The following is a 21822-nucleotide window of genomic DNA, read 5'->3' as shown; positions in this document are numbered from 1 at the left end:
CAACGCCATGAACCATTTTGACTATCGCAACGGCGTGCTGCACGCCGAGGCGGTGAACCTGTCCGAGCTGGCTGCAACCGTCGGCACGCCGTTCTATTGCTATTCGACCGCAACGCTCGAGCGGCACTATCGCGTTTTCACCGACGCCTTCGCCGGCGAGAAGGTGCTGGTCTGCTACGCCATGAAGGCGAATTCCAACCAGTCGGTGCTGCGCACGCTGGCCAGGCTCGGCGCCGGCGCGGACGTGGTCTCCGGCGGCGAATTGAAGCGCGCGCTGGCCGCCGGCATTCCCGCAAACAAGATCCTGTTCTCCGGCGTGGGCAAGACGGAAGCCGAGCTGCGCGCCGCGCTGGCCGCCGACATCCTCTGCCTCAACGTCGAATCCGAGCCCGAGCTCGAGCTGCTGTCGCGCCTTGCGAGCGAGACGGGCAAGACCGCGCGGATTTCGATCCGTGTCAATCCGGACGTCGATGCCGGCACGCACGCAAAGATCTCGACCGGCAAGTCCGAGAACAAGTTCGGCATCCCGATCGCGCATGCCCGCGAGGTCTATGCCCGCGCGGCGAAGCTGCCGGGCATCGAGGTCACAGGCACCGACGTGCATATCGGCAGCCAGATCACCGATCTCTCGAAGATGGAGATCGCGTTCCGCATCCTCTCCGAATTCGTGCAGATGCTGCGCGCCGACGGCCACAACATCTCGCATGTCGATTTCGGCGGCGGCCTCGGCATTCCCTATTACATGGACCGCGAGGCGCCGCCGGCGCCCGACGCCTATGCCGCCATGGTCAAGCGCGTCAGCCACAATCTCGGCTGCACGCTGATGTTCGAGCCCGGGCGCATGATCGTCGGCAATGCCGGCATCCTGGTCGCCAAGGTGATCTATGTGAAGCACGGCGACGGCAAGAATTTCGTCATCATCGACGCCGCCATGAACGATCTGATCCGTCCGACGCTGTATGAGGCTCATCACGACATTCTGCCGGTGACGCAGCCTGCGAAGGGGGTCGCGACCATCATGGCCGATGTCGTCGGCCCGGTCTGCGAGACCGGCGACTACCTCGCACTGGATCGCACGCTACCGACGCCAAAGCCCGGCGACCTCATCGCCATCATGACCGCCGGCGCCTATGGCGCAGTGCAGGCCGGCACCTACAATACGAGGCCGCTGGTGCCCGAGGTGCTGGTGAAGGGCGATCAGTACGCCGTCGTGCGTCCGCGCATCGAGGTCGAGCAACTGATCGCGATGGATACGCCCGCGCCCTGGCTGTGAGTGTGTGATCGTCCACGATGAGCGCAGCTACCGCTGCGCCCATCGTTGCATTGACTCCTACTTCTTGAACCGGTCCCTGATCGCGGCGAGGCCGGAATCATAGACGCCGCCGAGGGCATCGGCCGCTTCCTTCTCCCGCCCCGGGTCGGGCGTGTAGATGCCGGTCCATGTCACCACCGACGCGCCTTCACCCTTTGCCGTGACCTTGATGGTCGACTTGTACTGGCTCACCGGCAGTGGGCTCGACAGAAACGCGTAGGAATAGCTGTAGTCTTTGTCGCTCCGCGCAGTCTGCGTCTCCACGAACGAGGCCCTGCTGTCCCTGGTGACGAGCGTCCGGGTTGGCGGCGACTTGCCGTCCGCAATGCACTGTCCCACCGGCGGCAGCCAATCCTTGATCGCGCAGAACGGCCCGATGACGGACCACACCTCGGCCGCAGCACTGCTGACCTCGATGCTCCTCGTCAGATTGGCTGCGGACGCCGGCATGACGCCGACGCCCAGGCTGAGGGCGCAAATCGCGGCACTGCGAACCGAAACGAGCAATCTTGAAGCCGTTGAATCGTGTTTCTTCATGGTAATCTCCTGTGTCCGGCGGGCCGCGATTGAGGCGGCCGGCTTGCCAATGCCGGTCGAATAGACGCTCACCACGGTCCGCGGCCAGTTCAGAGAATGAATCGCTGCTGATACAGAAACTGAACTAGGAAGCCGCGCGCCGCGCGCCTAAGTTTGAGCCTTCCCTTGTCACGGAGGCCCGCATGACCATCGGCAGCTACAGGCAGTTTTGTCCGGTCGCGATGGCGGCCGAGATATTATGCACGCGCTGGACCGTCGTGCTCCTCCGCGAACTCATTGCCGGCTCGACGCGCTTCAACGAGCTGCGCCGCGGCGTTCCGCGGATGTCGCCTGCCTTGCTCTCGCAACGTCTCAAGGAGCTCGAAGCCGCCGGCATCGTAACGCGCCGGGCGTCGGCTTCCGAGCGCGGCATCACAGAATATCTGCTGACCACGGCCGGACGCGAACTCGGCCCAATCGTGGAGGCGTTCGGCATCTGGGGCCAGCGCCGCATCGAGTCGGATCTGTCGCTTCAGCATCTCGATGTCCAGCTGCTGATGTGGGACATGCGACGGAATTTGAACACGACGCCGATGCCGACCCGCCGCAGCGTGCTGCAGTTCGCGTATCCGGAATTACCTTCAACGCAGCGATTGTGGTGGCTGATCGTCGATCCCGACGACAGTGTCGACCTCTGCTCGATTGATCCCGGTTTCGACGTTGACCTTTACGTGTCGGTTGATCTGCGCTCCATGACAGCGATCTGGATGGGACTCGATACCGTGCGCGCGGCCGTCGCAAGCCGGCGGATGCTGCTCACGGGCGACCGGCAGCTTGCCGCGGCCATGCAAAGCTGGCTGGGCCTCAGCCCGTTCGCCAAGGAACGCAAGTTGGCGAGCTGATGCCAGGCGGCGCAATTCAGTATTTGTATCGCCCCGCTACAGTTCCCGTACTGGCGAGCCCGCGCCGTGTTCTGGCACCCAAGTGATGCCCGCCTGTATCAACGCGGAGCTGAACTCGAGCCAGGAGACACGACATGACAGCGTATCTGATCGCGGACATCAAAGTGACTGACGGAAAGTGGGTGCCGGACTACGCAGCGTCCGTCCACGAGCTGGTGCACAAGCATGGCGGCAAGTATCTTTCCCGCAGTGGCAATGTGAAAACCCTTGAAGGTGCCCCTCTCGACACATCGCTGATCGCGATCATGTCGTTTCCAACGGCGAAGGCAGCGGAGTCCTTCGTCACTGATCCCGCCTACGTCCGCTTCGCGGCAGCGCGCAGGGGCGGCAGCGAGAGCCGCTTCCAGTTGATCGACGATACCGACTTGGCCGGCACGATCCCCTATCTCGCCAAGGCTTGAACTGCGTCTTTGTCAAAAACTCGGCCGCAGGCGCAGACGTGCCCGGCCAACACAGGAGGTTGGAATGAACGATTCACTTGCCGGCGCTGGCCTGCTTCGCATGCTTTTCGTAGCTTGCAGCGTGGCCTTCCTGCTCGGACTTTCCGGCGCCGCGTCGGCCCGGGTCACGCGGTGCGACATTACGTGGGTCAGCTGCAACAACACCTCTGCGAAATGCTCGAGCGAGAGACGGTGCATGCGCAGGTGCGACGAGAAGTACATCAAATGCAGCGGGGGCTCGGCCTCCCTGCAACTGGAGCAGCCGATCGACCTTCTGGAACTTGGCAGACGCCGCTCGTAGCAGATCGATCCAAGAACGATAGCGCAGCGCCGGTCGTCGGCGCTGCGTCCTCGTGTTGGCGCTAGCTGGGTGGCCTGCCGCCCACCACAACGCCCGCCTTCTTTTCGATCGGCTTGATCGCCGCGGTGAAATCGGACTCGGCGCCTTCCGCGCTGATGACTGTCTCCCACAACCGGCCGACCGCATCCGCGACCTCCATCGACAGGCCGAGCTGCTTCATCTCCTCCAGCGCCAGCCGCACGTCCTTCACCATCAGTCCGGTGGCAAAGCCGAAGTCAAACGTCCGCGGCAGCACCGAGCGCGGAAACTTGTCGCGGCTCGCGGTGTTCATGCCGGAGCCGGCATTGATGACGTCGATCATCACGGCGGGATCGAGCCCGGCCTTGACGCCCATCACCACCGCTTCCGAGGTCGCCACGATCGCGGTGGCCGACAAGAAATTGTTGGCGAGCTTCATGGTCTGCGCCGCGCCGGGTTTCTCGCCGATGAAGAACACTTTTCCGATGACGTCGAGCGCGGGCTTGAGCAGCTCGAACTCGGTCTTCGGCCCCGAGACCATCACCGCCAGCGTGCCCTTCTCGGCGCCGCCGACGCCGCCGGAGACGGGGCAGTCGATCTGCACGATGTCATGCTCGGCGAGCAGGCCGTGAATCTTCACCGCCATCGCCGAGCCGACGGTGGAGAGATCGATGAAGCGTTTGACGCGGCTCCCCTCGATCACGCCGTTCGGCCCCGTCGCAACCGCGAGCGAAGCCTGCAGCGAGGGCAGGCTCGCCATGACGGTCTCGACCTGGTCGGCGACGTCCTTCGGCGACGTCGCCGCGGTGGCGCCGCGCGCCACCAGCTTGTCGACGACCTCCTGGCGCGTGTCGAACACGACGAGCCGGTTGCCGGCCTCGATCAGCCGCCGCGCCATCGGGAAACCCATGTTTCCGAGGCCGATGAATCCGATGTCCATGGTGTTTCCTTGTGTTGATTATAGGTTGTTGTTGATCGGCGCGGACCCACCGGTGTCGTCCTGGCGAAAGCCAGGACCCATTACCCCAGGGAGAGGTTGTGGCGCGAAGTGGCAACTCCGAGTCGCCGTAACCACAGCTGCCGGTGGCTATGGGTCCTGGCTTTCGCCAGGACGACGCGGGAGAGGGACGTGGCGTTCCCGTCCCTCACACCGGCGCGCCTCACGCCTTGCCGTCGATTTCCGCGAACACCTCGCGCGCGATCCGAAAACTGTCGACCGCAGCCGGCATGCCGCCATAGATTGCGACCTGCATCAGGATCTCGCGGATCTCGTCGCGGCTAACGCCATTGGTGAGTGCGCCTTTCAGATGCGCGCGGAATTCGTGCTGACGATTGAGGATCGCGATCATCGCGATGTTGAGCATGCTGCGGGTCTTGCGCGGCAGCTCCTCGCGGCCCCACACCGTGCCCCAGCAATATTCGTTGAGCATCTCCTGGAACGGACGGTTGAAGTCGTCGACGGTCTTCAGGGCGTTGTTGACATAGGCCTCGCCCAGCACCGCTTTGCGGACTTCCAGGCCCTTGTCGTGCATCTTCTTGTCCATGGCGTTTCCTTTGTTTCCCCAGGCTGTCGGCGCGGAAATTACGGGGTTGCGGCGGGCCAGTCACGTCCTCGTGTTATGCGGGAAAAGGGGTGTCTCCCGTACAGGAACGGATGCCTCAGTGCTGCCGTTGTGGTACGCTTCTCTACCGGGCAACCTGGAGAGTTGATTGAACGGCGTCACCCCCGACCCGTCAGACCCGATCCGCGATGGCGACGCTCTGTCGCGGCTGAAGCTGGCGCAAGCCCTGCAGCGGGCCACTTATGCCATCGCGTGGGAGCGTGCCTGGCCAAATTTGGCGCGGCTTCTAACCGTCGTCGGCCTGTTCCTGGTGGTGTCCTGGGCCGGCCTCTGGCTGGCGCTGCCGTCTATTGCCCGCGCCATCGGTCTCGTGGTTTTCGCTGGCGTTGCGATTGCCGTCCTGTTCCCATTGAGTCGCTTCCGCTGGCCGACCCGCGAGGAGGCGCTGGCCCGGCTCGACCGCGGCTCCGGCATCCGTCATCGGCCGGCCACCACGCTGACGGACACGCTGAGCTCGCAGGACCCGGTTGCGCAGGCCTTGTGGCGGGCGCAGCGCGAGCGCACGCTGGCTTCGATCAAGCGCATCCGCGCCGGTATGCCGAAGCCCCGGCTCGCTCTGCATGATCCCTGGGCGCTGCGCGCGCTGGTCATGGTGATGCTGGTTGCGACCTTCTTCGCCGCCGGCGACGAGCGTGCGATGCGGCTCGGGGCCGCCTTCCACTGGAACGGTGTCCTGGCCCCGACGAATGTTCGCGTCGATGCCTGGGTCACGCCGCCGCTCTACACCGGCAAACCGCCGGTCATACTGTCGGCCGCGAACAAGGAGGCCGCGGCGCTGCCGGCCAGCGGCCCGCTGGCGGTTCCCGCAGGCTCAACCCTGATCGTTCGCTCCTCCGGCGGCAGCCTTGATGTTGTCGTCTCCGGCGGCCTCAAGGAAGTCGCGCCCACCGAAGCCGCGCCCAAGGGCACCAACGAGAAGCATTTCGCCATCAGCGGCGACGGCACCGCGCATGTCCGCGCGCCCTCCGGCCAGCCGCAATGGTCGTTTGCGGCAACGCCAGACCGCGCGCCGACGATCGCGCTGGCCAAGGATCCCGAGCGCCAGGCCCGTGGCGGACTCCAGCTCACCTACAAGATCGAGGACGATTACGGCGTCACCGGCGCCGACGCGCAAATCGGCCTGCGCCCCGCCGATGCCAAGGATGGGGGCAAGGATGGCAGCAAGGAGGCCGACACCAAGGCCGCCGCGCGGCCGCTATTCCAGCCTCCGCAATTCCCGCTCGTGCTGCCGAATGCGCGCACCCGCAACGGCGTCGGCCAGACGGTGAAGGACCTCAGCGAGGATCCCTATGCCGGCGCCGACGTCACGCTGACCCTCACCGCCAAGGACGAGGCCGGCAACGAGGCCAGGAGCGAGCCCTTCAACATGCGCCTGCCCGAGCGGCTGTTCACCAACTCGCTCGCGCGCGCGCTGGTCGAACAGCGCCGCATCCTCGCGCTCGACGCCAACAAGAACTCGGATGTCTACGCCGCGCTCGACGCGCTGATGATCGCACCCGAATTGTTCACGCCGGATGCGGGCTGCTATCTCGGCCTGCGCAGCCTGGCGCTGCAGCTCGAAGCCGCCCGCACCGACGACGCGATGCGCGATGTGGTGAAAAGCATGTGGGCGTTCGCGGTCACCATCGAGGACGACGGTGTCGCCGGCAGCGTCAACGCCGCGCTGCGGTCGGCGCAGGATGCGCTCAAGCGGGCGCTGGAACGCGGCGCCAGCGAGGACGAGATCAAGGCGCTGACGCAAAAACTTCGCGAGGCGATGGCCGGCAAGGTGCGCGATCTCGCCCGGCGCGCCGAGCAGAATCCGCTTGGACCCCGCCAGCCATTCCCGGCAGAGGTTCAGCTCATCCTCGACAAGTCCGTCGAGCTGAAACAAAAGACCCAGAACGCCACGCCCGAGCAGCTCGAAGAGCTCGCGAAGCAGCAGGACGCGTTGCGCGAGCAGCTTCAGGCCTATCGCAAGTCGGCGAACAACCGGGCGAAGGCGGGCAACGACGGGGCCAACCAGTCGACGCGAGACCGTAAATGCGGAAGCTAGCACGCGTGCCAGTCTTGAAGGCGATCTCGATCGCCTGCCTCGCCTTCCTGTTGGGAGGCGTCTTGCCCGTGGCTGCCCAGCAGGATCAGGATGTCGATGCCCTGCTCGATGGCGCTGAAAAGGCGATGCAGGATTCCGGCGACAGCCTCAGGCAGAAGGAATCCGGCAAGAGCCTGAACAATCAATCCGATGCGATTCAGAAGCTCGAGGAGTACAAGCGGGCGACGGAAAAGAGCCAATCCTCCAATCGCGATCGTTCCGTCATCACGCAGCGCGACCTCGACGAATTGCTGAAGCAAATCGAGAAGGCGGCGCGCGAAGGCAATAAAGAAGCGGCCCAGCGCATGCTCGAGCAGCTCGCGCAGATCATGGAAAACCTCCAGATGGCGCAGCCCGGGCAATCCGGCGACAGCGACATGGAGCAGGCGCTCAACGAGCTCAGCGACATGATCCGCAAGCAGCAGCAATTGCGCGACAAGACTTTCAAGCAGGGGCAGGATTCCCGGCGTGAGCGCTCGCGCGGCAAGCAGCAGGGCGACCAGTCGATGTCGGACCTCCAGCAGGATCAGCAGTCGCTGCGGGATCGCCTGAAGAAGCTGCAGGACGAGCTCGCCAAGCGCGGCCTCGCGCAGAAGGGGCAAAAGGGCCAGAAGAGCCAGGGCCAGAAAGGGCAGAAGGGTCAGCAGGGCGAGCAGGGACAACCGGGCCAGGATGGCGATCAGGACGGTGACCAGGGCGATGACGACGGCAGTCTGGACGCCGCCGACGGGGCCATGGGCGATGCCGGCTCGCAGCTCGGCGAAGGCAATTCGGACGGCGCCGTGGACGCGCAGGGGAAAGCGCTCGAAGCCTTGCGCAAGGGCGCGCAGAAGATGGCCGAGGCGATGCAGCAGGGCGATGGCGACGGGCAGGGCGATGGTCCCGGCAACCGGCCCGGCCGCCAGCAGAGCGGCGGCAATCAGACCGACCCGCTCGGCCGCCCCCTTCACGGCCGCGATCTGAGCGACGACTACACGGTCAAGATCCCCGGCGAGATCGACGCCCAGCGCGTCCGCCGCATCCTCGAGGAGCTCCGTCGCCGCTTGGGGGATAGCTCGCGCCCGCAGATCGAGCTCGACTACATCGAGCGGCTGCTGAAGGATTTTTGAGGCTGTCGCAGCTCTCGTAGCCCGGATGAGCGAAGCGATATCCGGGGCCGCCGGTCCCGCATGTCGCTGCGCTCATGCGGGCTACAAGCTACGAACCCGATTCGCTACCCCTTCTTCGCCGCCAGCGCATCCGCCACCGCCGTGCGGATGTCGGCGACCGAGAACGGCTTGGTCACGACGTCATGCACCAGCGCATTGAGGTTCGAGGCGCGTTCGCGCTGGTCGGCAAAGCCGGTCATCAGCAGAATGGTCAAATCGGGGAAATCGCGTGCAACAGAAAGCGCCAGCGCGATGCCGTCCATCACCGGCATCTGGATGTCGGTGAGCAGCAGGTCGAACCCGCCGTCCGCGCGGGTCAGGATCTCCAGCGCCTCGGCGCCGTCTTGCGCGGTGACGGTCTCGTGACCGTCCATGGCGATGGCGCGCGCCACCAGCTGGCGCATCGAATCCTCGTCGTCGGCGATCAGGATTTTGGACATGAGACAAACCTTGGGATCAATCTCGCCACCAACTTTGCCTGCGAGACCTGCGAAATCGATTATACGCTGCCGCCGGCGATGTCGCGCCGGTTGAAGAAGCGAACGTCGATATTGCGGCCCTCCGGCGGCGGCGAGGCCAGGCGCGAGCGGAAGAAGGCGCGCTCGCCGGGCTGTAGCACGGTCTGTTCCAGAACGGCGTTCCAGGCGTAGATTTCCGCGCCCTGCGCGTCGCGCACCGCAAAGCGCAATCGAGGAATGTCGAGCGGCTTCTTGCCCTGACCCACGATCACGCCCTCGATGACGAGCACCTGCTTACCGTCCACGGTCTCGCTGGAGAGCTTGACGTCCTTGAAGGCCAGTGCGCGCAGGTTAACTTCGAGGCCGACCATCCTGTAGAAGGCGGCCGTCTGCGGCAGCAGCCGCACCATGTCGCCGCGCCAGATCACCAGCGCCAGCACCAGCGCGCCCATGGCGGCGCAGGCTGTTGGCAGGCCGAAATGCGATTTTCGCGGGACCGCCGTGGCGACCGGACGGCGCACCCGGGCGCCGCGGCGGCCGAACAGGCCTCGGAACCAGGACTGGTGCTGCTCGCCGACGACTTCCTCCTCGACGGACCGGGCGGCCGCCGACCATTCGTCCTCGGTGTCGGTGGCCTCCTGGTCCGGCCAGTCGCTGGCGATCGAGGGGCTGTCGACGACAGGTGCGTCAGCGGCGCCGTCGTCCTGGGCATAGGAGTTCCACTGCTCGGCGAGATCGGACTGGTCGTCGGCCCGGCTGGCTGCGGCCATGGCCGGGACAGATGCCTCCTCGATGGCATCCTCGGCATGGGCGACCCAGGTTTCCTTGCAACGGGAACAGCGCACGGTCCGCCCGTTCGCCCCAAGGCTCGCGGGCTTGACGGCGTAGGATGTCGTACAATGAGGGCAGACGATATGCATGGACGAGCCTTGATGCATGGCCAAGTCTTGACGGTGACACGGTCGCGGAGAACCGAGCGGGAAAGATGCTACCAATTATGCTACAGGACGACCGTTAACGAACCGGAAACCATAACGGCCGCAAAACCCGCTGATCGCGTGTGGCGGAGCACAGCCGCGCGGCCCGCGGCCTCTCTCGAACGGAGCTGAGCTTGGTTCGGTTCGAAAATGTCGGATTGCGTTACGGCCTGGGGCCCGAGGTCTTGCGCGACCTCAACTTCCAGATTCCGGCGCATTCCTTCCAGTTTCTCACCGGGCCGTCCGGCGCCGGCAAGACCTCATTGCTGCGCCTGTTGTTCCTCTCGCATCGCCCGACGCGGGGCCTCGTCAATTTGTTCGGTCACGACATTTCGCAGCTCGGCAAGGATGAGATCGCAGACTTGCGCAAGCGCATTGGCATCGTGCTCCAGGATTTCCGCCTGCTCGACCACATGACGACCTATGAGAACGTCGCGCTGCCGTTCCGCGTGATGGGCCGCAGCGAATCGAGCTATCGCAAGGAGGTCATCGACCTCCTGAAATGGGTCGGGCTCGGCGAGCGCATGGACGCGCTGCCGCCGATCCTGTCCGGCGGCGAGAAGCAGCGCGCGGCGATCGCGCGCGCCGTGATCTCCCGGCCGCAGCTGCTGCTGGCCGACGAGCCGACCGGCAGCGTCGATCCGACGCTCGGCCGCCGCCTGCTGCGGCTGTTCATCGAGCTCAACAAGTCTGGCACCGCCGTCATCATCGCCACCCACGATATCGCCCTGATGGACCAGTACGAGGCGCGACGCTTCGTGCTGCACCAGGGACGGCTGCACGTCTATGAGTAGGCCCGACGAGCGCGGCGTGCTGGTCGATCTCGGACAGGAGGGGCCGCCGCTTCCGGCCAGGGCGCGCAACATGTCGCCGATCGTGCCGCGCGCCTCGATCCATGGCCGCGCGCTGGTCGCCGTCGTCGCCATCATGACCTTCCTGGCGTCGATGACGACCGGCACGGTGCTGCTGGTGAGCGCCTCCGCCGCCGAATGGCAGTCGGATGTCGCGAGCGAGATCACCATCCAGGTCCGCCCGCAGACCGGCCGCGATCTCGAACGCGACACCGCAGCGGTGACCGAGGCCATGCGCGCGCAAGCCGGCATTGTCGAGGTCAAGCCGTTCACCAAGGACGAGAGCGGCAAGCTGCTCGAGCCCTGGCTCGGCACCGGGCTGTCGATGGACGATCTGCCGGTGCCGCGCATGATCATCGCGCGCGTGCAGCCCGGCACGGCGCTCGATCTTGGCGCTCTGCGCGCCCGCGTGACCCAGGTGGCGCCGAGCGCCAGCGTCGACGATCACCGCGCCTGGATCGAGCGCATGCGCTCGATGACCAACGCCACCGTGCTCGCCGGCCTCGGCATCCTCGCGCTCGTCATCGTCGCCACCATCATCTCGGTGTCGTTCGCGACCCGAGGCGCCATGGCGGCGAACCGTCCGATCGTCGAGGTGCTGCATTTCGTCGGCGCCGGCGACCGCTATATCGCCAACCGCTTCCTGCGTCACTTTCTCAGGCTGGGGCTGGAGGGGGGCGTGATCGGCGGCGGCGCCGCCATGCTGGTGTTCGGCTTCTCCGAGTCGATTGCAGGCTGGTTTTCCGGCACACCCGTCGGCGACCAGTTCGCCGCACTGCTCGGCACCTTCTCGTTGCGGCCGTCCGGCTACATCGTGCTCGCGGTGCAGGCCGTGCTGATCGGCGCCATCACCGCGGTCGCCTCGCGCCAGACTCTGTTCGCGACGCTGAATGATGTTGATTGAGGCCGACAAACCGGACTCCACTTCGCCTCAAAACGTCCTAAAATCACCTCTGGGAAGGGATCACCGACATCGCATGACCGCGCCGACCGACGATCGATCGCCGAAACTGCCGCGTGGCTGGCTGCGCGCGGCCGTGATGTCGACGATTGCGCTCGCCTTCGTCGGCGCCGCGGCGGGCTTCATCGCGTTTCTGTCGCAATTGCGCGGCGCCGAGATCGCGCCGGACCGCAAGGCGGACGGCATCGTGGTTCTGACCGGCGGCTCCTCGCGGGTGTCGGATGCGATGGAGCTGCTCGCTGCCGGCTACGGCAGGAGGCTCCTGATCTCCGGCGTGCACCCGACCTCGACGGCGAGCGACATCTCCCGGACGTTGCCGGAGAACCAGTCCTTCATGCGTTGCTGCGTCGATCTCGACCGCACCGCGGTCTCGACCCGCGGCAATGCCGCGGAAGCGCGGCGCTGGGCCGCGGGACGCGGCTTCAAATCGCTGATCGTGGTTACCTCGAACTATCACATGCCGCGCGCGCTGGTGGAATTCTCGCATGCGATGCCGGAGACGACACTGATCCCGTTCGCGGTGGTCGGCGACAAATGGCGCGAGGAGCCGTGGTGGACCTCGGCGTCCACCTTGCGGCTGCTGTTGTCGGAATATGTCAAGTACATCGCGGCCGAGCTCAGGGTGCGGCTGGAGGATTTCGGGATTGACCTTTCGCCCGAGATGTCGGAGCAGCCTCCCGGGCTGCAGCCGAAGCGGCCCGCCACCGCACAGGCCAATTGATCGGCAACTGATCGGCAATTGATCGGATCCTCGATGTTCTTGATTTTCCTGCGATCGCTCGTGTTCAACTTGCTGTTCTACACCGTGCTGGTGTGCCTCGCGATCGTGGCGCTGCCGACCTTCGCATTGCCGCCGCGCGCCATGCTCACGGTCGCGCAATGGTGGGCAAAGGCGACGCTGTTCCTGATGCGGGCCGTCTGCAACATCAAGGTGGAATTCCGCGGCCTCGACAAGATTCCGACGGGACCATTGGTCGTCGTGGCGAAGCACCAGTCGTTCTTGGAGACGTTCGTCTTGCCGGGTTTTTTCAACCGTCCGATTTTCATCCTCAAGCGTCAGCTCATGCAGATCCCGGTGTTCGGTCAGTTCCTGGTCAAGACCGGGATGATCGCGATCGACCGCAACGCCGGCGTCAAGGCGCTGCTGGACATGACGCGGCGGGCGCGCGAGGCGGTACGCAGCGGCGGGCAGCTCGTGATCTTTCCCGAAGGCACGCGCCGCGCTCCGGGCGCGCCACCGGACTACAAGAGCGGCTTCGCGCAGATCTATTCGTCCTGCGGCGCGCAGTGCCTGCCGATCGCGCTCAATTCCGGCCTGTTCTGGCCGCGCCGCACCTTCATGCGTTATCCCGGTACGCTGGTGGTGGAGTTCCTCGATCCGCTGCCGCCGGGCTTGCCCAAGGACGAGTTTCTCTCCCGTGTGCAAACGGCGATCGAAGACGCGACCGGCCGCCTCGTCGAAGCGGGCCGCAAGGAGCAGGAGCAGCTGATCGGCTCGGCGCCGAGCTATGCGCCGTCGGAGAGCTAGCGGTTTTCCCGATCGTTCGCGGGAGCCGGCGCGTGCGGAGAATGCGCATCACCATGCAGCATCGTGGCAAGCTGATGCAGCGGCGCATCGCGAAAACCTTCGGCCTCGATCGCCTTCACCGTCGCGGTCACGTAGTCGCGGTTGGCGCCGGACTGGCCGTGGCCCTGGAGCACGTGGCGATGCTGGTCGGTGAGCGACAGCCGGCCGGCATATTGCACATGGCCGCGGTCGACGACATAGGCGAGCGCGGAGACGCGCTGCCGCGCATCGTTCTCCAGCCACACCGAGCGCATGACTTCGCGATAGACCGACGTCACCTGCTCGCGCGCGCGCAAATAGGCGACGACGTCGGCACGGTTCTTTTCGGCGACGCGGAACGCGATGCCGCGGCAGGCGCCACCGCGGTCGAGGCCGAGCACCAGACCCGGCTTCTCCGGTGTGCCACGGTGGACGAAGGAATAGACACAGAGCGCGCGATGCTCGCCGACCAGCCGCGCCGGGACACGCTCCTCGAATTCGAAGCCCGGCCGCCACATCAGCGAGCCGTAGCCGAACACCCAGAGGTCGCCTTTGGCAGTGGTGACGGAGGGGAGGGTGATTTCCGACATTTCGGGCACGGCTACCAGAACCGCGCCCCCAAGCGAAGCGAATTCTCCGCCTTTCGGAGCAAGCCAACCTCGCTTACATTTGCCATCATCAGGGGTCAAAGGGTCGCCACATGTCCGATATGACCATTGCCGCGCGCCGGCGCTCCCGTTGGCGCCTTTTCATCGCCCCTGTCATCCTCCTGATCCTCGCGGTGGCGTGGAGCTGTTTCTGGTTCTATGCGGCGTCGCAGGCCGAAATCGCCGCCGACGCCTGGCGCGCGCAGGAGGCCAAATCCGGCCGCATCTATGATTGCGCCAAGCGCTCGATCGCGGGCTTCCCGTTCCGCTTCGAGGTCCAGTGTTCCGGCGCCAGCGTCGCCCTGGTGTCGCAGAACGCCAGCAAGACGCCGTTCACGGCGAAGCTCGACAACATCCTGGTCCTCGCCCAGGTCTACGACCCCAAGCGCGTCATCGCCGAATTCACCGCACCCGCGACGCTCACTGACGGCGTCACGCAAAACACCTTCGTCGTGAACTGGAGCAAGGGGCGCAGCAGCGTGGTCGGCCTGCCCGCCGTGCCGGAGCGCGCCTCCATCGTGTTCGAGGAGCCGACCGTCAACCGGGTCGACGGCAGCGTGCAGGTGCCGCTCGCGCGCGCGAAACAAGTCGAGCTGCATGGACGCCTCGCGGAGGGATCGCCGTCCGATCATCCCGTGATCGAGACCGTGTTCCAGATCGCGCAGGGCAGCATTCAGGGCGTTCATCCGCTGCTCGCCGAGCCGTTCGAGGCCGACACGCGGGCGAAGATCTCCGGACTCTCCGACCTTACGCCAAAGCCGTGGCCCCAGCGCTTCCGCGAGATCCAGGCGGCCGGCGGCCATATCGAGATCGTGCAGTCCCGGATCCAGCAGGGCGAGATGATCGCGGTTTCGGCCGGCACGCTCGGGATCTCGGCTAACGGCCGTCTCGACGGCGAATTGCAGATGACGGTGACGGGCCTCGAGCGCGTGATCCCCGCGCTCGGCATCGAGAAGATGCTGGAGGAGGGGGTGCCGCAGGCAACCCTCGATCGCGTCGCGCCCGGCGTGAAGTCGCAGGACCTCAACAATCTGTTCGGTGCGCTCGACCGCGCCGTTCCCGGGCTCGGCAAGGTCATCAAGCAGAACGCCAATGCCGGCGTTGCCGCCGGCATCAATTCGATCGGCACCGAGAGCACGCTGGAAGGCAAGAAGGCTCGCAGCTTCCCGCTGAAGTTCGTCGACGGCGCTGTGCTGCTCGGCCCGGTCAAGGTCGGCCAGATCCCGCCGCTGTATTAGGTCGTGAATTCATAAATTTGCCGGGCGGACGGCTTGGTCCGCCTGACGTGCTCGAAGCTGTGAACAGATCCTTCCGAAGAGCTTCTTGTGGCGCCGGTGATGCAACCTGCGAGGTCCTCTCCGGCGTCAGGCCTAGAGTGCGTCAGTGGCGTCTGGACAGGTAGCGTTCCGCCAGCCTATTGAAGGCCAACTGACGGCTCTAAGGTCGCGCCCAAATTATCTGGGGTTCGGGGGAAACAATGCACGCGTTGAATTGTCTCGTCGCAGCATCGTTGCTCGTCGCCTCGCTTCAGACCGCTACCGCTAAGGATGGCGAACATTGGGTGGTGTCCTGGACGGGCGCGGTCCAGGGCCCATACCCCGTCGGCAATCCGTCTGCCCAGCCCGAACAGAAATTCGCGTTTCCCGAGCCTGCGGCCGGTGCGCGGGACCAGACCTTTCGCCTGATCGTGCGGCCGGATATCTGGGGCCGTCAGGCCCGCATCCGGCTCAGCAACGCCTTCGGCACCAAGCCCGTCACGTTTGACGGCGTTTACGTCGGCCTGCAATCGGGCAGTGCCGCGTTGATCCGCGGCTCCAACACTCCGGTTACGTTCGCCGGGACGGCTTCCGTTACGGTGTCGCCGGGGAATTCGGTCTGGAGCGACGCGATCGCGCTGCCGTTTGCAAAGCGGCCCGATGACCTCGGCGGCCGCCGGCTTGCGGTCAGTTTTCATGTTGCCGGCCAGAGTGGTCCGATGACCTGGCACGCCAAAGCGCTGACCACCTCCTATGTCAGTGCGCCCGGCGCCGGCGCGAAGGGCGCCCTCGAAGACGAGGCTTCCTTCCCCTATGCGACTGCGTCGTGGTTCTTTCTCGATGCGATCGAAATGACTGCGCCTGCCGATGCCTTCGCCATCATGGCGTTTGGGGATTCGATTACCGACGGGACCGCCTCGACCATGAATGGCGACGATCGCTGGCCCAACGTGCTGTCGCGTCGGCTGAAGGCGGTCTACGGCAACAAGGTCGCCGTCGTGAATGGCGGCATCGGTGGCAACCAAATCGCAGGCCCCGCCGAATATGGTCCCGACAAACCGTACGCGGGCGGCCCCGCTTCGGGCCAGCGGCTCGATCGCGACGTGCTGTCGCTCTCCGGCATATCGAGCCTGATCTGGCTAGAAGGCATCAACGATTTCAGCAAGAACGGTAATTTTACAGCCGACCAGGTCATCGCCGCGATGAAGGACGGCGTCGCGAGGCTACGTGCGAAATGGCCGCAAGCCCGGATCATCGGCGCCACCGTCGTTTCGGCATTGGGCAGCACCAGCGCGGCACATGGTTTTCCCGAGCAGGATGACAAGCGCAAGGCGCTCAACGCATTCATCCGTGACTCGGGGACGTTCGACGGTGTGATAGATTTTGATCGCGCGACGCTCGATCCGGCGTCGGGTGGTCTCAAGCCGGAGTTCGTTCCCGAAAGCACGACTGGCGGCGCCGGCGACAAGCTTCATCCCAACCGCACCGGATATCTGGCGATGGGACAGGCCATCGACCTCGATCTGTTCAAGCCGGGAAAGTTTGGTCGCAGCGCGAAGCAGTAGGATGAATTCAGAGTCGCCTCGCTCCATTCATCGCCCTCAGCTGTCGTAACTCCCTGCATGCGGATTACGAGCTGAACTCACGGCCGCTTCGCCGGATCGTGATGACCCGCCGGGAATGCGCAGCCGGAAAATCCGCTCTCTCTCCATGTCGGCCGCACGTTGAGGCGGTCGCCCAGGCAGGAGAGATACCATGACCAAGTCCAAACTGTTCGTTGCCGCCATCGCCATCTCGACCACGCTCGTGACGCCCGCGTTCGCGCAGTGGCAATGGCAGTCGCAGGAGCCGGCCGCATACGCCTCAATGTATCCGAACGGCGATCGCACCCTCGCGAGCCCCGCAACACGGGAGACGATGGCGTTCGTCCCCACGTCGAAATCGCCGCGTCCCATGGTGATGCGCGCGACCAAGGGCAAATAGCCGCTGTCCCACTACGTGCCCGTCGCAAACTGGGCCCAGTCATGTCCCGGCCGGGCCCATTGCGCGTGGCCTTGAACATGGCCTTGGACAATCGCGACAATCGTCATGACTAGATCGGCTACTATCCGTTCTAGTCACAGAGCCACGCGGGCTCGTAGCCTGGATGGAGCGAAGCGCAATCCGGGAATCTTGCCTCAAGCGACGGAGGTCCCGGATTACGCTTGCGCTCCATCCGGGCTACTTCAGTGCTACGGCTTGTTGCCGAGCTGCGCATGCGGCCGGCCGAAGTCGGGCGCCGCCGAGTCCTGGCCGATTTCGACAATGCCACGGCGGATGGCGCGGGTGCGGGTGAAGTGGTCGAACAGCGCCTCGCCGTCGCCGCGGCGGATCGCGCGGGTGAGCTTGGCCAGATCCTCGGTGAAGGTGCCGAGCATCTCCAGCACGGCTTCCTTGTTGGCTAGGAAGACGTCGCGCCACATCGTCGGATCGGAGGCGGCGATGCGCGTGAAGTCGCGAAAGCCGCCGGCGGAGAACTTGATGACCTCGGACTCCGTCACCTGCGCCAGCTCGTCGGCGGTGCCGACGATGGTGTAGGCGATCAGATGCGGCAGATGGCTGGTGATCGCGAGCACGAGATCATGATGATCCGGCGTCATGATCTCGACCTTGGCGCCCATCGCCGCCCAGAACGCGCGCAGGCGATCGGTGGCAGCGGCATCAACGCCCTCCGGCGGGGTGAGGATGCACCAGCGGTTGATGAAGAGCTCGGCGAAGCCGGAATCGGGGCCCGAATGCTCGGTGCCTGCGACGGGATGCGCCGGCACGAAATGGATGCCTTCCGGCAGATGCGGCGCCATATCCTTGACGATGGCGCCCTTGACCGAGCCGACGTCGGAGATGATTGCGCCGGGCTTGAGATGCGCGGCGATCTCCTGCGCCACCGGCCCGCAGGCGCCGACGGGAATGCAGAGGATGACGAGATCGGCGTCCTTCACGGCTTCCGCATTGGTCGCCACGACCTGATCGACGATGCCGAGCTCCATCACGCGTGCGCGCGTCTTCTCCGAGCGTGCGGTGGTGACGATCTCGCCAGCCAGGCCCTGGAGCTTCGCAGCGCGTGCGATCGAGCCGCCGATCAGGCCGAAGCCGATCAGCGCGACGCGCTGGAAGTGCGGGGTCGCGCTCATCGTCCGGCCATGAAGTCGCGCAGGCCCTCGACGACGAGGCGGTTGGCCTCCTCGGTGCCGATGGTCATGCGCAGCGAATGCGGCAGGCCGTAGTTCTTCAAGCCGCGCAGCACCAGCCCGCGCTTGGTGAGGAAGGCGTCGGCTGCGTCCGAGGTCTTGCCCTCGGTCGGGAAGTGGATCAGCACGAAATTGGCGACGCTCGGCGTCACCTTCAGCCCGAGCTTGCCGATCTCCTCGGCGAGCCAGTTGCGCCAGGTCTCGGTGAACTGCTTCGACATGGCCTGATGCGCGGTGTCCTCGATCGCGGCAACGGCGGCGTACATCGCCGGCGTCGACACGTTGAAGGGACCGCGGATGCGGTTGACCGCGTCGATGATGTGCTCGGGGCCGAACATCCAGCCGATGCGCAGCGCCGCAAGACCATGGATCTTGGAGAAGGTGTGGGTCACGACCGTGTTCTCGGTGGTGGCGACGAGTTCGATCCCCATCTCGTAATCGTTGCGCGAGACGTAGTCGCAATAGGCTGCGTCCAGCACCAGCAGCACGTGCGAGGGCAGGCCGGCGCGCAGGCGCTTGACCTCGTCGAACGGCACATAGGTGCCGGTCGGATTGTTGGGGTTGGCGAGCCAGACCAGCTTTGTCTTCGGCGTCACCGCCTTGAGGATGGCGTCGACATCGCAGGTGAGGTTCTTCTCGGCCGCGATGACATTCTTCGCGCCGACCGCCATGGTCGCGATCGGATAGACCAGAAAGCCGTGCGTGGTCGAGATCGCCTCGTCACCGTGGCTGAGATAGGTGTGGGCGAGCAGGTTGAGGATCTCGTCCGAGCCGGCGCCGCAGATGATGCGGTTGGGATCGAGCCCGAAGGTGCGCCCGATCGCTTCGCGCAGCACGCGCGAGGTTCCTTCCGGATAGTCTTCCAGATGATCCGCCACATGCTTGAACGCCTCGATCGCCTTCGGCGAGGCCCCGAACGGCGTCTCGTTGGCCGAGAGCTTGAACACCTTGCGGCCGGGCTCCGCCATCGGAGTCTTGCCGGGCGTGTAGGGCGCAATATCGAGAATGCCGGGATTCGGCACGGGGCGGGACATCTTCAACTCCGGAGTGGCTTAAGCGGTTCGCGACTTACGATTTCGACCCGGTCGGGGGCACCGTATAGCGCGTTGCGTGGCTGCCGACGAGGGCCGTGGAGCGCACCGAGGCCCCCGCTTCGATCAGGGCTGCCTTGATTTTGTCGAGGCTGCTCGTCGCGGTGACCGAGACCAGCAGCGCGGCGCCGTCGAAGGCGGTGTCGGGCACCGCCACGATCTCGGCGAGCGGCGACAGGGCGCGCGCGACCTCGGCATTCCACCCCGACACGCGTACGCTGAAGGTCTCGACCTCCGTCACCAGGGCGCTGTCGGCGACGCGCGAGACCGCAAACACGGGCAGCGCCGCCGGATGGTCGGCGCGCTCGACGAAGGGCAGCCGCGCGATGATCTTTGGCGCGCCGGCTTCTTCCAGCGACAGCCACCACGGCGTGCGGCTCGAGGTCGCCGAGACCAGCGCCAGATCGCCCTTGGACTTCGCGACCGCCTCGACCGCCGCCTGCGCGCTGAAATGCGCGACGTAAGGCACGGTGAAGCCGAAATGGAATCGCGCGGAATCGCGCATGGCCGGCTCGCTCGCCGAGATGTCGGCGTGGACCGAGAACGGCGCCTGGACATAGGTGAAAGTCGCGATGATGACGCGCCAGATGCTCTCGACCGTGTCGAGCGGCAGGATACCGCGATGGCGCTGGACGAGGTCACGCATCATGGCGGCCTCGCGCGCCGGGCGGAACGCCGAGCCGACCTCCTGGGTCTGCTTCACCTGGATCAGGCGGTCGATGATGTCGCCGCGCTGCATCAGCAGGCGATGCATGCCCTCGTCGATCGCGTCGATCTCCTTGCGCAATTCCTGGAGCGATGGTGGCGCGGGCGGACGTTGGGACATGTCTGTGAGGTGCTGTTGAGAGGCGTTCCAATGCGGATCAGTCGAGCCGTCACCGCGGCGATGGATGTCCTGATTAGGCAGTCGGGGCTGCGAAAGCAAAGAGAAATACAGAGGGAAATCGGGCCCTTTCCGCCCGCGGCGCGAGAGGCGAATTGGGTTGATCCGGGCCGTGACTTGACGAAAACCGTCCAAGACGGTAGTTTTTACCCGTTCCGTGGTCATTTGAGCCGGCCGGCTTGCAGCCACGTTAAAAAACTCGCTAAACAGGCCGGGGACCCTTTCGATCCCGGCCGAACCTATCGTTCAGGCCGGGTTTTTCATGGCCTGATGTCAATGCGGTCACCACGACGATCGCAAACGAGGTCGATGGCCAGATGGTTGGCGTCCAGTCAATTCCGAGTCCTGCGATCACTGCCGACGAGCGGTCGCACGAGGTGGATCATCCGAGCTCGCAAGTCGCGCAGTTCGGCGCGGAGCAGCCGCTGCGGCTCGATTGCGGTGTCGATCTCAGCCCGTTCCAGATCGCCTACCAGACTTACGGCGAGCTGAATGCCGATCGCTCCAACGCGATCCTGATCTGCCATGCGCTGACCGGCGACCAGCACGTCGCCAATGTGCACCCCGTCACCGGCAAGCCCGGCTGGTGGGAGACGCTGGTCGGCCCCGGCCGGCCGATTGATCCCCAACACTACTTCATCATCTGCTCGAACGTGATCGGCGGCTGCATGGGCTCGACCGGTCCGGCTTCGATCAATCCCGCGACCGGCAAGGTCTGGGGCCTCGATTTTCCCGTCATCACCATCCCCGACATGGTGCGGGCGCAGGCGATGCTGATCGACCGGCTCTGCATCGACACGCTGTTCGCGGTCGTCGGCGGCTCGATGGGCGGCATGCAGGTACTGCAATGGACTGCGGCGTATCCGGGCCGCGTATTCTCCGCGCTGGCGATTGCCTGCTCGACGCGGCACTCGGCGCAGAACATCGCGTTCCACGAGCTCGGCCGGCAGGCCGTGATGGCCGATCCCGACTGGCACCATGGTGGCTATGCCGATCACGGCCTCCATCCGCATCGCGGACTCGGTGTCGCCCGGATGGCGGCGCACATCACCTATCTTTCGGACGCCGCGCTGCATCGAAAATTCGGCCGGCGCATGCAGGACCGCGAGCTGCCGACCTTCTCGTTCGACGCCGACTTCCAGGTCGAGTCGTATCTGCGCTACCAGGGCTCGTCCTTTGTCGAACGCTTCGACGCCAACTCCTATCTCTATCTCACCCGCGCGATGGACTATTTCGACATCGCCGGCGACCATGGCGGCGTGCTGGCGAAGGCGTTCGCGGGAATCCAGACGCGGTTCTGCGTGGTCTCCTTCACCAGTGACTGGCTGTTCCCCACTTCGGAATCGCGCGCCCTGGTGCACGCGCTGAACGCGTCGAGCGCGCGGGTGTCGTTCGCCGAGATCGAGACCGATCGCGGTCACGACGCGTTCCTGCTCGACGTACCCGAGTTCCTTGATATCTCCCGCGCCTTCCTGCAATCGGCCGGCAAGGCGCGCGGGCTCACCGCCAATAATGCTTAAGGACGGCTAGTC

The 21822-nt window shown here is 65.3% G+C and carries 23 protein-coding genes and 1 riboswitch; of the genes, 14 read left to right on the top strand and 9 right to left on the bottom strand.

The window, feature by feature from the left end:
* The first annotated feature begins 7 nt into the window (after window positions 1-7).
* Window positions 8-1273 (top strand): diaminopimelate decarboxylase, encoded by a 1266-nt coding sequence (gene lysA, locus C7G41_RS02145; protein ID WP_106941016.1) that lies wholly within the window; start codon window positions 8-10, stop codon window positions 1271-1273.
* Window positions 1274-1330: 57 nt separating this feature from the next.
* Here the strand turns inward: lysA and C7G41_RS02140 are convergent, their stop codons facing one another.
* The gene (locus C7G41_RS02140) at window positions 1331-1849 is read right to left on the bottom strand and encodes an SRPBCC family protein (protein WP_106941462.1); all 519 of its coding nucleotides are present in this window, start codon (window positions 1847-1849) and stop codon (window positions 1331-1333) included.
* 182 nt (window positions 1850-2031) lie between these two features.
* Between C7G41_RS02140 and C7G41_RS02135 the strand changes: the two genes are divergently transcribed.
* The 3 genes from C7G41_RS02135 to C7G41_RS02125 all read left to right on the top strand — a co-directional run bounded on the left by C7G41_RS02135 (window position 2032) and on the right by C7G41_RS02125 (window position 3531).
* A complete protein-coding gene (locus C7G41_RS02135) occupies window positions 2032-2730 on the top strand; it encodes a helix-turn-helix domain-containing protein (RefSeq protein ID WP_106941015.1) in 699 nt (232 codons plus the stop codon).
* Between the two features lie 134 nt (window positions 2731-2864).
* Window positions 2865-3191 carry a DUF1330 domain-containing protein gene (locus tag C7G41_RS02130; RefSeq protein WP_106941014.1) on the top strand — a complete coding sequence of 109 codons (327 nt, stop codon included), beginning with the start codon at window positions 2865-2867 and terminating at the stop codon, window positions 3189-3191.
* Between the two features lie 64 nt (window positions 3192-3255).
* Window positions 3256-3531: a hypothetical protein gene (locus C7G41_RS02125; protein WP_106941013.1), complete on the top strand. Its 276-nt coding sequence runs from the start codon at window positions 3256-3258 to the stop codon at window positions 3529-3531.
* Window positions 3532-3592: 61 nt separating this feature from the next.
* Here C7G41_RS02125 and C7G41_RS02120 read toward each other — a convergent pair whose 3' ends face one another.
* On the bottom strand, window positions 3593-4489 hold the full coding sequence (locus C7G41_RS02120; protein ID WP_106941012.1) for an NAD(P)-dependent oxidoreductase: 897 nt from the start codon (window positions 4487-4489) through the stop codon (window positions 3593-3595).
* 220 nt (window positions 4490-4709) lie between these two features.
* Window positions 4710-5093: a carboxymuconolactone decarboxylase family protein gene (locus C7G41_RS02115; RefSeq protein WP_007597318.1), complete on the bottom strand. Its 384-nt coding sequence runs from the start codon at window positions 5091-5093 to the stop codon at window positions 4710-4712.
* 166 nt (window positions 5094-5259) lie between these two features.
* On the opposite strand from C7G41_RS02115, the gene C7G41_RS02110 reads away from it, so the two are divergent.
* A complete protein-coding gene (locus tag C7G41_RS02110; protein WP_106941011.1) occupies window positions 5260-7206 on the top strand; it encodes a TIGR02302 family protein in 1947 nt (648 codons plus the stop codon).
* Entirely contained in the window at window positions 7194-8354 is a 1161-nt protein-coding gene (locus C7G41_RS02105; RefSeq protein WP_106941010.1) for a DUF4175 family protein, read from the top strand. The genes C7G41_RS02110 and C7G41_RS02105 overlap by 13 nt, the downstream gene beginning before the upstream one ends.
* Window positions 8355-8458: 104 nt before the next feature.
* On the opposite strand, the gene C7G41_RS02100 is transcribed toward C7G41_RS02105, so the two are convergent.
* Window positions 8459-8833: a response regulator gene (locus tag C7G41_RS02100; protein ID WP_027565610.1), complete on the bottom strand. Its 375-nt coding sequence runs from the start codon at window positions 8831-8833 to the stop codon at window positions 8459-8461.
* 59 nt (window positions 8834-8892) lie between these two features.
* Window positions 8893-9771: an MJ0042-type zinc finger domain-containing protein gene (locus tag C7G41_RS02095; RefSeq protein WP_199198154.1), complete on the bottom strand. Its 879-nt coding sequence runs from the start codon at window positions 9769-9771 to the stop codon at window positions 8893-8895.
* 191 nt (window positions 9772-9962) lie between these two features.
* On the opposite strand from C7G41_RS02095, the gene ftsE reads away from it, so the two are divergent.
* The 4 genes from ftsE to C7G41_RS02075 all read left to right on the top strand — a co-directional run bounded on the left by ftsE (window position 9963) and on the right by C7G41_RS02075 (window position 13168).
* Window positions 9963-10622: a cell division ATP-binding protein FtsE gene (gene ftsE / locus C7G41_RS02090; protein WP_008135325.1), complete on the top strand. Its 660-nt coding sequence runs from the start codon at window positions 9963-9965 to the stop codon at window positions 10620-10622.
* On the top strand, window positions 10615-11583 hold the full coding sequence (locus C7G41_RS02085; protein WP_027514144.1) for an ABC transporter permease: 969 nt from the start codon (window positions 10615-10617) through the stop codon (window positions 11581-11583). The genes ftsE and C7G41_RS02085 overlap by 8 nt, the downstream gene beginning before the upstream one ends.
* A 73-nt stretch (window positions 11584-11656) precedes the next feature.
* A complete protein-coding gene (locus C7G41_RS02080; protein ID WP_106941008.1) occupies window positions 11657-12361 on the top strand; it encodes a YdcF family protein in 705 nt (234 codons plus the stop codon).
* 33 nt (window positions 12362-12394) lie between these two features.
* Entirely contained in the window at window positions 12395-13168 is a 774-nt protein-coding gene (locus tag C7G41_RS02075) for a 1-acyl-sn-glycerol-3-phosphate acyltransferase (protein WP_106941007.1), read from the top strand.
* Here C7G41_RS02075 and C7G41_RS02070 read toward each other — a convergent pair.
* The gene (locus tag C7G41_RS02070; RefSeq protein WP_199198081.1) at window positions 13165-13776 is read right to left on the bottom strand and encodes a gamma-glutamylcyclotransferase; all 612 of its coding nucleotides are present in this window, start codon (window positions 13774-13776) and stop codon (window positions 13165-13167) included. The genes C7G41_RS02075 and C7G41_RS02070 overlap by 4 nt on opposite strands.
* 110 nt (window positions 13777-13886) lie before the next feature.
* On the opposite strand from C7G41_RS02070, the gene C7G41_RS02065 reads away from it, so the two are divergent.
* From C7G41_RS02065 to C7G41_RS02055, 3 genes are all read left to right on the top strand, one after another.
* Window positions 13887-15071 carry a DUF2125 domain-containing protein gene (locus C7G41_RS02065; RefSeq protein ID WP_106941005.1) on the top strand — a complete coding sequence of 395 codons (1185 nt, stop codon included), beginning with the start codon at window positions 13887-13889 and terminating at the stop codon, window positions 15069-15071.
* A 239-nt stretch (window positions 15072-15310) separates the two neighbouring features.
* On the top strand, window positions 15311-16654 hold the full coding sequence (locus C7G41_RS02060; RefSeq protein ID WP_106941004.1) for a GDSL-type esterase/lipase family protein: 1344 nt from the start codon (window positions 15311-15313) through the stop codon (window positions 16652-16654).
* Between the two features lie 190 nt (window positions 16655-16844).
* Window positions 16845-17072, top strand: coding sequence for a hypothetical protein (locus C7G41_RS02055; protein ID WP_106941003.1), 228 nt, complete (start codon window positions 16845-16847; stop codon window positions 17070-17072).
* Window positions 17073-17320: 248 nt separating this feature from the next.
* On the opposite strand, the gene C7G41_RS02050 is transcribed toward C7G41_RS02055, so the two are convergent.
* From C7G41_RS02050 to C7G41_RS02040, 3 genes are read right to left on the bottom strand one after another with little or no spacing between them, the layout of a single operon-like run.
* The gene (locus tag C7G41_RS02050; protein ID WP_106941002.1) at window positions 17321-18259 is read right to left on the bottom strand and encodes a prephenate/arogenate dehydrogenase family protein; all 939 of its coding nucleotides are present in this window, start codon (window positions 18257-18259) and stop codon (window positions 17321-17323) included.
* A complete protein-coding gene (locus tag C7G41_RS02045; RefSeq protein WP_106941461.1) occupies window positions 18256-19350 on the bottom strand; it encodes a histidinol-phosphate transaminase in 1095 nt (364 codons plus the stop codon). Before C7G41_RS02045 ends, C7G41_RS02050 begins: the two co-directional genes overlap by 4 nt.
* Before the next feature lie 34 nt (window positions 19351-19384).
* Complete coding sequence (locus C7G41_RS02040; RefSeq protein ID WP_106941001.1) at window positions 19385-20233, bottom strand: chorismate mutase; 849 nt, start codon at window positions 20231-20233, stop codon at window positions 19385-19387.
* A gap of 204 nt (window positions 20234-20437) precedes the next feature.
* Window positions 20438-20517: riboswitch (SAM riboswitch) on the top strand.
* A 90-nt stretch (window positions 20518-20607) separates the two neighbouring features.
* Between C7G41_RS02040 and C7G41_RS02035 the strand changes: the two genes are divergently transcribed.
* On the top strand, window positions 20608-21810 hold the full coding sequence (locus tag C7G41_RS02035) for a homoserine O-acetyltransferase (protein WP_106941000.1): 1203 nt from the start codon (window positions 20608-20610) through the stop codon (window positions 21808-21810).
* Window positions 21811-21822 lie beyond the last annotated feature (12 nt).

It is taken from the genome of Bradyrhizobium sp. MOS002 (assembly GCF_003020115.1).
Taxonomy (GTDB): domain Bacteria; phylum Pseudomonadota; class Alphaproteobacteria; order Rhizobiales; family Xanthobacteraceae; genus Bradyrhizobium.
This window is presented reverse-complemented; position numbering and strand designations above follow the sequence as displayed.

What these genes read in the sequence shown, in the direction of transcription:
- C7G41_RS02140 (WP_106941462.1), bottom strand. Translation starts at nt 1,849, where the DNA reads ATGAAGAAACACGATTCAACGGCTTCAAGATTGCTCGTTTCGGTTCGC.
- C7G41_RS02095 (WP_199198154.1), bottom strand. Translation starts at nt 9,771, where the DNA reads ATGCATATCGTCTGCCCTCATTGTACGACATCCTACGCCGTCAAGCCC.
- C7G41_RS02075 (WP_106941007.1), top strand. Translation starts at nt 12,395, where the DNA reads ATGTTCTTGATTTTCCTGCGATCGCTCGTGTTCAACTTGCTGTTCTAC.
- C7G41_RS02070 (WP_199198081.1), bottom strand. Translation starts at nt 13,776, where the DNA reads ATGTCGGAAATCACCCTCCCCTCCGTCACCACTGCCAAAGGCGACCTC.
- C7G41_RS02100 (WP_027565610.1), bottom strand. Translation starts at nt 8,833, where the DNA reads ATGTCCAAAATCCTGATCGCCGACGACGAGGATTCGATGCGCCAGCTG.
- C7G41_RS02035 (WP_106941000.1), top strand. Translation starts at nt 20,608, where the DNA reads ATGGTTGGCGTCCAGTCAATTCCGAGTCCTGCGATCACTGCCGACGAG.
- C7G41_RS02080 (WP_106941008.1), top strand. Translation starts at nt 11,657, where the DNA reads ATGACCGCGCCGACCGACGATCGATCGCCGAAACTGCCGCGTGGCTGG.
- lysA (WP_106941016.1), top strand. Translation starts at nt 8, where the DNA reads ATGAACCATTTTGACTATCGCAACGGCGTGCTGCACGCCGAGGCGGTG.
- C7G41_RS02065 (WP_106941005.1), top strand. Translation starts at nt 13,887, where the DNA reads ATGTCCGATATGACCATTGCCGCGCGCCGGCGCTCCCGTTGGCGCCTT.
- C7G41_RS02040 (WP_106941001.1), bottom strand. Translation starts at nt 20,233, where the DNA reads ATGTCCCAACGTCCGCCCGCGCCACCATCGCTCCAGGAATTGCGCAAG.
- C7G41_RS02050 (WP_106941002.1), bottom strand. Translation starts at nt 18,259, where the DNA reads ATGAGCGCGACCCCGCACTTCCAGCGCGTCGCGCTGATCGGCTTCGGC.
- C7G41_RS02130 (WP_106941014.1), top strand. Translation starts at nt 2,865, where the DNA reads ATGACAGCGTATCTGATCGCGGACATCAAAGTGACTGACGGAAAGTGG.
- C7G41_RS02135 (WP_106941015.1), top strand. Translation starts at nt 2,032, where the DNA reads ATGACCATCGGCAGCTACAGGCAGTTTTGTCCGGTCGCGATGGCGGCC.
- C7G41_RS02055 (WP_106941003.1), top strand. Translation starts at nt 16,845, where the DNA reads ATGACCAAGTCCAAACTGTTCGTTGCCGCCATCGCCATCTCGACCACG.
- C7G41_RS02120 (WP_106941012.1), bottom strand. Translation starts at nt 4,489, where the DNA reads ATGGACATCGGATTCATCGGCCTCGGAAACATGGGTTTCCCGATGGCG.
- C7G41_RS02085 (WP_027514144.1), top strand. Translation starts at nt 10,615, where the DNA reads ATGAGTAGGCCCGACGAGCGCGGCGTGCTGGTCGATCTCGGACAGGAG.
- C7G41_RS02125 (WP_106941013.1), top strand. Translation starts at nt 3,256, where the DNA reads ATGAACGATTCACTTGCCGGCGCTGGCCTGCTTCGCATGCTTTTCGTA.
- C7G41_RS02105 (WP_106941010.1), top strand. Translation starts at nt 7,194, where the DNA reads ATGCGGAAGCTAGCACGCGTGCCAGTCTTGAAGGCGATCTCGATCGCC.
- C7G41_RS02045 (WP_106941461.1), bottom strand. Translation starts at nt 19,350, where the DNA reads ATGTCCCGCCCCGTGCCGAATCCCGGCATTCTCGATATTGCGCCCTAC.
- C7G41_RS02060 (WP_106941004.1), top strand. Translation starts at nt 15,311, where the DNA reads ATGCACGCGTTGAATTGTCTCGTCGCAGCATCGTTGCTCGTCGCCTCG.
- C7G41_RS02115 (WP_007597318.1), bottom strand. Translation starts at nt 5,093, where the DNA reads ATGGACAAGAAGATGCACGACAAGGGCCTGGAAGTCCGCAAAGCGGTG.